Raw genomic sequence first — 6,119 nt, forward strand, 5'->3', positions numbered from 1 at the left:
CTGCTCTTTCTTCTTCTTTAAGAGCTTTTTGTAAGTTTTTCTTTTCTTCTAAGTCTAGGAAATCTTTGGCTGGCATAAGTAGGATTTTTCTAAAATTACTATTTCTATTTTAGGTGGTTTAAGTGCGTTTTAGCTTACCAACTAGGAGATAGCTCAAAGGCGCTATTAATTTCACTCAAACCGGCGACTAGATATTCATCGATCGGGCCTGTACCGCCCACCACGAGGGCATAGGTGATAATCCGGATATAGTAGCCGATATCGCGAACGCACTTGGATTTCCCCCGCTCATCGTAGGCATAGTTCGGCCCCTGGAGTTGGGTGGTGTAGGGAAATTTTTGATAGACAGCGTTGGCTGCTTCTTGGGCTAAACTGGGGGCTTTTTGGGCGAGGATTTTTACCGCTTCTAGGGTGATGGCGGCCTGACGGAAACGACCGAACGCTACTTGTAATTCAGCACTGCTGAGAAAACGGCCTTGGGAATCGGCAGTAGCTACCGCTTCGGTTAAAGGTGTTTTGGTCATCGATGGAATTGCTCCTACAAAAGTTTAATCGGATTGAGATAAGAAAGTCACAGCATCAGGAAACTGCCGCCGCCGCTCGATCGAAGTAAGAAGCGACTTCTGCTAGTAAAGAACTGCAATCCCCGCGAGTGATACCGTTGGGATCGGCCGCTAGGGCAAGGGAAGCGTCCTTGAGCTTGAGAATTCCGGCCGCAACAGAAGCTCCCGGAACTCCTAGGGCGACGTAGGTTTCCCGGAGACCGTTCAAGGCGCGATCATCGAGGATGCTGGCATCGCCGGTGAAGGTGGCATAGGTAACGTAGCGCAGGATAATTTCCAAATCCCGCAAGCAGGCGGCCGCACGACGGTTGGTATAGGCGTTGCCACCGGGGGCAACTAAAACGGGCTGTTCTGAAAACAAACTACGCGCGGCATCGGTAACGATCGCAGAAGAATTACTGGAAAGACGATTGACCACATCCACGCGTTTATTACCATCTTTGACGAAGGCAATTAGGGCATTGACTTGATTCTCGCTCAGGTATTCCCCCCGGGTATCGGCCTGAGAAACGACTTTGGCAAAGGCATCTAACACCATAGTTTTCATCTCCTATAATGATGATTGGTTTCGGCAAAATATCGAGGTTGATTTCTCTGGCTTTTCTTTATTTTTTCCGATAAAGTATCTAGGAGTTTTTTTCTTGGGACTATACTATCGTCCTTGAAAAAAATTTACTCTCCCTTGGCCAGATTTTTTTGTATATCGAGGAACAATTCTTGTTAATTGAATTTAGCGTTTATTGACGCTCCTAGACACACTTCGTTTTTGCCATGAATTATTTTATAGACCATTTTACTACTTTTATTTATTAAAAATTGTTTCCTAAAAAAACAGCAAAAAAATAATTTTTTAGGATAAATCTCAGAAAACTTTCTTAAATGTGTAACCCTATACCGAGAAAAAGTATCGCTCTTTTCATCTCTCTAATAATTCGTTTAAGTTGTTTAAACAAATGTGCTTTTATATACCAATAATAATTAACTAAATTAAGAGAAATTTCCCAAGACAATTTTACCGATTGTGCTTCGATATACAAAAAAAGTGGCAAGGCAAAAAAATCGACAGGGATTATCCCCGCCGACGTTGTGATCAGAGGTGCCAACACCAGCATTTTGCAGTGTACTCTGACTTAAAAAGTATTGTAAAACATCTTAAATACATATATAATCAAAAATAGCCAACAAATACAAAGCAAGTGGGATTATGCCGATCGCAAGAGACATCACCCAATTGGTAGGACGGACTCCCCTAGTTCAACTGAATCGAATCCCAGTAGCAGAGGGAGTAAAAGCCCGCATTGTGGTCAAACTGGAAAGTATGAACCCCGCCGCCTCGGTTAAAGATCGCATCGGGGTCAGTATGGTGGAGGACGCTGAAGCCGCCGGACTAATTCACCCCGATAAAACAATTCTGGTGGAACCCACTTCCGGTAATACCGGCATCGCCCTGGCCATGGTAGCGGCGGCCAAAGGCTATCGCCTAGTCCTGACCATGCCCGAAACCATGAGTTTAGAACGACGGGCAATGTTAAAAGCCTACGGGGCGCAATTAGAATTAACCCCGGGTAGCCAAGGCATGAAAGGAGCGATCGCCCGGGCTGAGGAAATAGTCGAAAACACCCCCAACGCCTATAGTTTGCAACAGTTCCGCAACCCGGCCAACCCGAAAATTCACCGAGAAACCACCGCCGAAGAAATCTGGGCCGATACCGACGGCCTGGTAGATATCGTTATCGGTGGCGTGGGAACCGGGGGAACCATTACCGGTATTGCCGAAACCATTAAACCCCGTCGTCCCCAATTTCAAGCGATCGCAGTTGAACCCTCTAATAGTCCCGTCTTATCGGGGGGACAACCGGGGCCGCACAAAATCCAAGGCATCGGCGCTGGTTTTATCCCGGCAATTTTCCGACCGGAATTGATCGATGAGGTGATTATCGTCGATGATACGGACGCTTTCGCCTACGCGCGACGGTTAGCCCGTCAGGAGGGACTACTATCGGGCATCTCGGCCGGGGCGGCTTTATGGGCGGCGATTCAGGTGGGCAAAAGACCCGAAAACGAAGATAAATTAATCGTCATGATTCAGCCTAGTTTCGGGGAACGTTACCTCAGCACGGCCCTGTTTAAAGACCTCGAAGATATCGACTAATAGGACAATAAATTGATGGAATTTGCAACGAGGGCAATTCATGGGGGGCAAGAACCAGACTCTAGCCATGGTGCGGTAACGGTTCCCATTGATCTCACTTCCACCTATAACACCGGCTTGACTACGATTATCGATCGGGATCGAGAATAGAAACGATTTAAAGCGGGAGATGGAAAGGGCTTTGATTGGTTAGGCGAAGTTTTTATCTCATTTGATGGGTTAAACAATGTTTTTTGACTCGGAAGATTGGCAAACGATTATTTTTCGGCTCAGTATGGCTATGGCCGTCGGCTGTCTGATTGGTTATAACCGACAGCGAGGCGGTCGTCCGGCTGGATTGAGAACTTTTATCATCGTTAGTCTCGGGGCTGCCATGTTCGTGATGATTCCCCTACAAGCGGAAGGAGATGTGGGTTATGCGTCTTCTAATGCCCTCAGTCGCACTATTCAAGGGGTCGCTTCTGGTGTCGGTTTTTTAGGGGCGGGAATCATCCTACAACAATCCCATCGGGAACTAAATAAGGTACAAGTGAAAGGTTTGACTTCGGCGGCGACTATCTGGTTAGCGGCAGGGTTAGGCGCCGCTTCTGGCTGCGGTTTATGGCAGATGGTTCTGGTGGGAACTCTATTCTCTCTGTGCACTTTAAGTGGCATTAAACGACTTAAGAAAAATAAATCTTTAGGCAAATATATTAAAGGTCGTAAGAAAATATCCCCAATTAATCAAGAAATAAATCCATCGGATAATTCAGCATCTCATTAATGAAAAAAGTGTTAACGAAGGCGGTCGGCAGGGGGCAGGAGGTCATTTTTGTAACGGGGATTTATACCCCGCCCCAAAAACTTTTCGCCTTAAGGCGAGGTTTTAGACCAGATTATTTCAATAAAAATTAATTTATATTGAGAGAGTAAAAGCTTTTATTTAGTGGGGTTTGCCTCAAAAGCTTTATATTTTTGTCTGCAATTTATTGGTCAAAAAATATAATAAATTTTATGAAAAATTTATTATGAATAAACACAAAATAAAAAATTTGTGTGATAATATTTAGATAGAGTAACCACTTTTCTGAACAGGAGAAAATTCAACTATGATCAACCGAAATAAGAGCTTTCAAAGCCTCAAAAATCAAGTTTTCCGGCTGCTGATTTTCCTCTTAACTGTCACTTTGCTCCTAGGGGGAAGAGGAAATGCGATCGCCTTGCCCCTACTCCCCGAACAGTTGGCCGTCATCGACCGTGCCACGGCAACGGGTGGCACCGTGGTGGAACCGGTCAAGAAAAAAAATGAGGTTTCTAGCCCAAAAATTCTGGAAGATGCCCAAATTGCCTATGAAAAAGCCATCCAAGCGACAAAATCGGCTATCGATGACCTAAAGGCTCAACTGGCCGCTCCTTCTCTCGACAAGAAGATTATCGAAGCTCAACAGGACAACCTGGAGGACTTAGCGGACAATATTGACGATCTAGGGGAAAAAGTGAGTAAATTGACGAAAAAATTGACCAAATCTGGGGCTAAACTCAGTGAAACCCTACAAAACAACCTTATTACCCTAGAAAAGAGCCTCGTTAATACCTCCGAGACGATCGATATCTTAGCCGACGACACCGAACGACTCAAAGACAGTGCTTCCCCTTTCCTGAAAACTCGCGTGGAAAAGACCATCGACGCTGTTAAACAGACTCTACAGGAAAGCGATCGAGCTTGGCAAGAACTGATCTCCTCGGCCACAACGGAACTGGAGAAGACTAATACCCCGTAAATAGGGCTTGTAAGGGCATAAAATCGGTCTTTTTTGGGGTAATTATCGTTTTTACCCCAAAATTATCAAATCCGATCCCTAATAGCTGTCTCCCGTCTCCTGTCTCGGAGTCTCGGAGTCTCGACTAGGAAATTAATTTTGCACGACTACTTACCAATCATGACGCTTACCTATCAACCACCAACCCCCCATCGCTGGCACTTTGATAATCGGGCGATTTTGCCCCTCAGAAACCCTAATTTCTGGAAAATCGAGAGTGGAGTCGTGAAAACCTCCACCTGGTTAGAAGATGGAACCCTGATCGTCTTGGGATTGTGGGGACCTGGCAATTTTGTTGGCAAAACCCTAGAGAGAGTCAATCCCTATCAAGTTGAGTGCATCACTCCTGTACAAGCAGTTTCCTTTTCCACAGTTGAGAGTTATCAAATGGCAGAAATTCTGCTGTCTCATCTTCAGCAAGCACAAGAGCTAAGTATTATTCGTAGCTACAAACGTACTGATGTTATGGTTGTGAAATTACTGGCATGGTTAGGCAATCAATTTGGTAAACAAACCGGTACCGGACAATTAATTGATGTGCGTCTAACTCATCAGGATATCGCTGACTTATTAGGAACTACTAGAGTCACAATTACCCGCGCACTTAATCATCTTGAACAACAAGGGGCCGTGGAACGTCTTCCCGTCCATCGTCTTCTTTTACGAGAGGAGGAAATCTGGCACTACGAGATTTAGAATGGGAAGGATTATCTCTTTTTTCAATCTATGAATTGGTTAGTAGCCCTTTTAATTACTAGCGTGACGAGTTTTGTAGCCACAAATCTCGATGATCTGATGGTGCTAATGTTGTTTTTCTCGCGACTTAATGCTAATTTTCGACCTCGACACCTGATTATTGGTCAATACCTCGGTTTTACCCTCATTCTCCTAGCTAGTTCCCTCGGTTTACTATTTGGGTTACTGGTTTCTAAAGAATGGATTGGTCTATTAGGATTTATTCCTTTGATTATCGGCATTAAACAACTTTTGTCAAGGGAAAATGAGGATTACATTCAAGAAGTAAGAGAAGATGTTAATTATTCTAAAAATCGCTCCTTTGTTCCTCGTTTTCCCTCCCAAACCTATTACATCGCTGCCGTGACCGTGGCTAACGGCGGTGATAATATTGGCATCTATACCTCTCTTTTTGCCAATAATTCCCCGATGCACGTCTTAATTATCATGATAATTTTTTATCTCATGATGGGGATTTGGTGCGCCCTAGCCTATTTTTTGATTACCCATCCCAGGATAGCTAAAGTGGTTACAAACTACGGACATAAAATTAGTCCTTTTATCTATATTATACTAGGAATTTATATCTTAATTGACAGCAAATCCTATCGTTTATTTTTCATGTATTAAATAATAATGCCTAAAAATCGTCTTTTAAGTAGGGAGGCAAAATTATTTGTAGGATGGGTTAGCGATAGCGTAACATGAGCAGGCGTTGGGTTTCCGTTGTCAACCCAACCTTGTATATTGAGAGAGGTGGTAGACCGTCCCAACCTTGGTCGGAAAAGACCGCTTCGTAGCAAGGGTCACCACCATAATCTCCCTGACAAAACTCGAACAGTCGCCGGGGTCGTGGCGAAAACAATCAAT

General features: G+C 44.4%; 7 protein-coding genes and 1 pseudogene. 6 read left to right on the plus strand and 2 right to left on the minus strand.

Annotated elements, in window-relative coordinates; translation table 11 throughout:
• Positions 1–137: 137 nt before the first annotated feature.
• Positions 138–524: pseudogene (locus O9300_RS17160) on the minus strand (bilin-binding protein); the annotation flags it as partial.
• 55 nt (positions 525–579) lie between these two features.
• Positions 580–1,098: a C-phycocyanin subunit beta gene (gene cpcB, locus O9300_RS17165; RefSeq protein ID WP_002733930.1), complete on the minus strand. Its 519-nt coding sequence runs from the start codon at positions 1,096–1,098 to the stop codon at positions 580–582.
• Positions 1,099–1,767: 669 nt separating this feature from the next.
• Between cpcB and cysK the strand changes: the two genes are divergently transcribed.
• The 6 genes from cysK (at position 1,768) to O9300_RS17195 (ending at position 5,879) form a co-directional block, all read left to right on the plus strand.
• Positions 1,768–2,715, plus strand: a complete 948-nt coding sequence (gene cysK, locus O9300_RS17170) for a cysteine synthase A (protein WP_016516226.1) — start codon at positions 1,768–1,770, stop codon at positions 2,713–2,715.
• 15 nt (positions 2,716–2,730) lie between these two features.
• The gene (locus O9300_RS17175; RefSeq protein WP_287732050.1) at positions 2,731–2,865 is read left to right on the plus strand and encodes a hypothetical protein; all 135 of its coding nucleotides are present in this window, start codon (positions 2,731–2,733) and stop codon (positions 2,863–2,865) included.
• 76 nt (positions 2,866–2,941) lie between these two features.
• Complete coding sequence (locus O9300_RS17180; protein ID WP_287972929.1) at positions 2,942–3,478, plus strand: MgtC/SapB family protein; 537 nt, start codon at positions 2,942–2,944, stop codon at positions 3,476–3,478.
• 325 nt (positions 3,479–3,803) lie between these two features.
• Positions 3,804–4,475 (plus strand): hypothetical protein, encoded by a 672-nt coding sequence (locus O9300_RS17185; protein WP_287972933.1) that lies wholly within the window; start codon positions 3,804–3,806, stop codon positions 4,473–4,475.
• A gap of 159 nt (positions 4,476–4,634) precedes the next feature.
• Positions 4,635–5,210, plus strand: coding sequence for a Crp/Fnr family transcriptional regulator (locus O9300_RS17190; RefSeq protein ID WP_287972935.1), 576 nt, complete (start codon positions 4,635–4,637; stop codon positions 5,208–5,210).
• 30 nt (positions 5,211–5,240) lie between these two features.
• Entirely contained in the window at positions 5,241–5,879 is a 639-nt protein-coding gene (locus tag O9300_RS17195; RefSeq protein WP_287972937.1) for a cadmium resistance transporter, read from the plus strand.
• The last annotated feature ends 240 nt before the right edge of the window (positions 5,880–6,119 follow it).

The organism is Microcystis sp. LE19-195.1E, from assembly GCF_027532095.1.
Lineage (GTDB): Bacteria > Cyanobacteriota > Cyanobacteriia > Cyanobacteriales > Microcystaceae > Microcystis > Microcystis aeruginosa.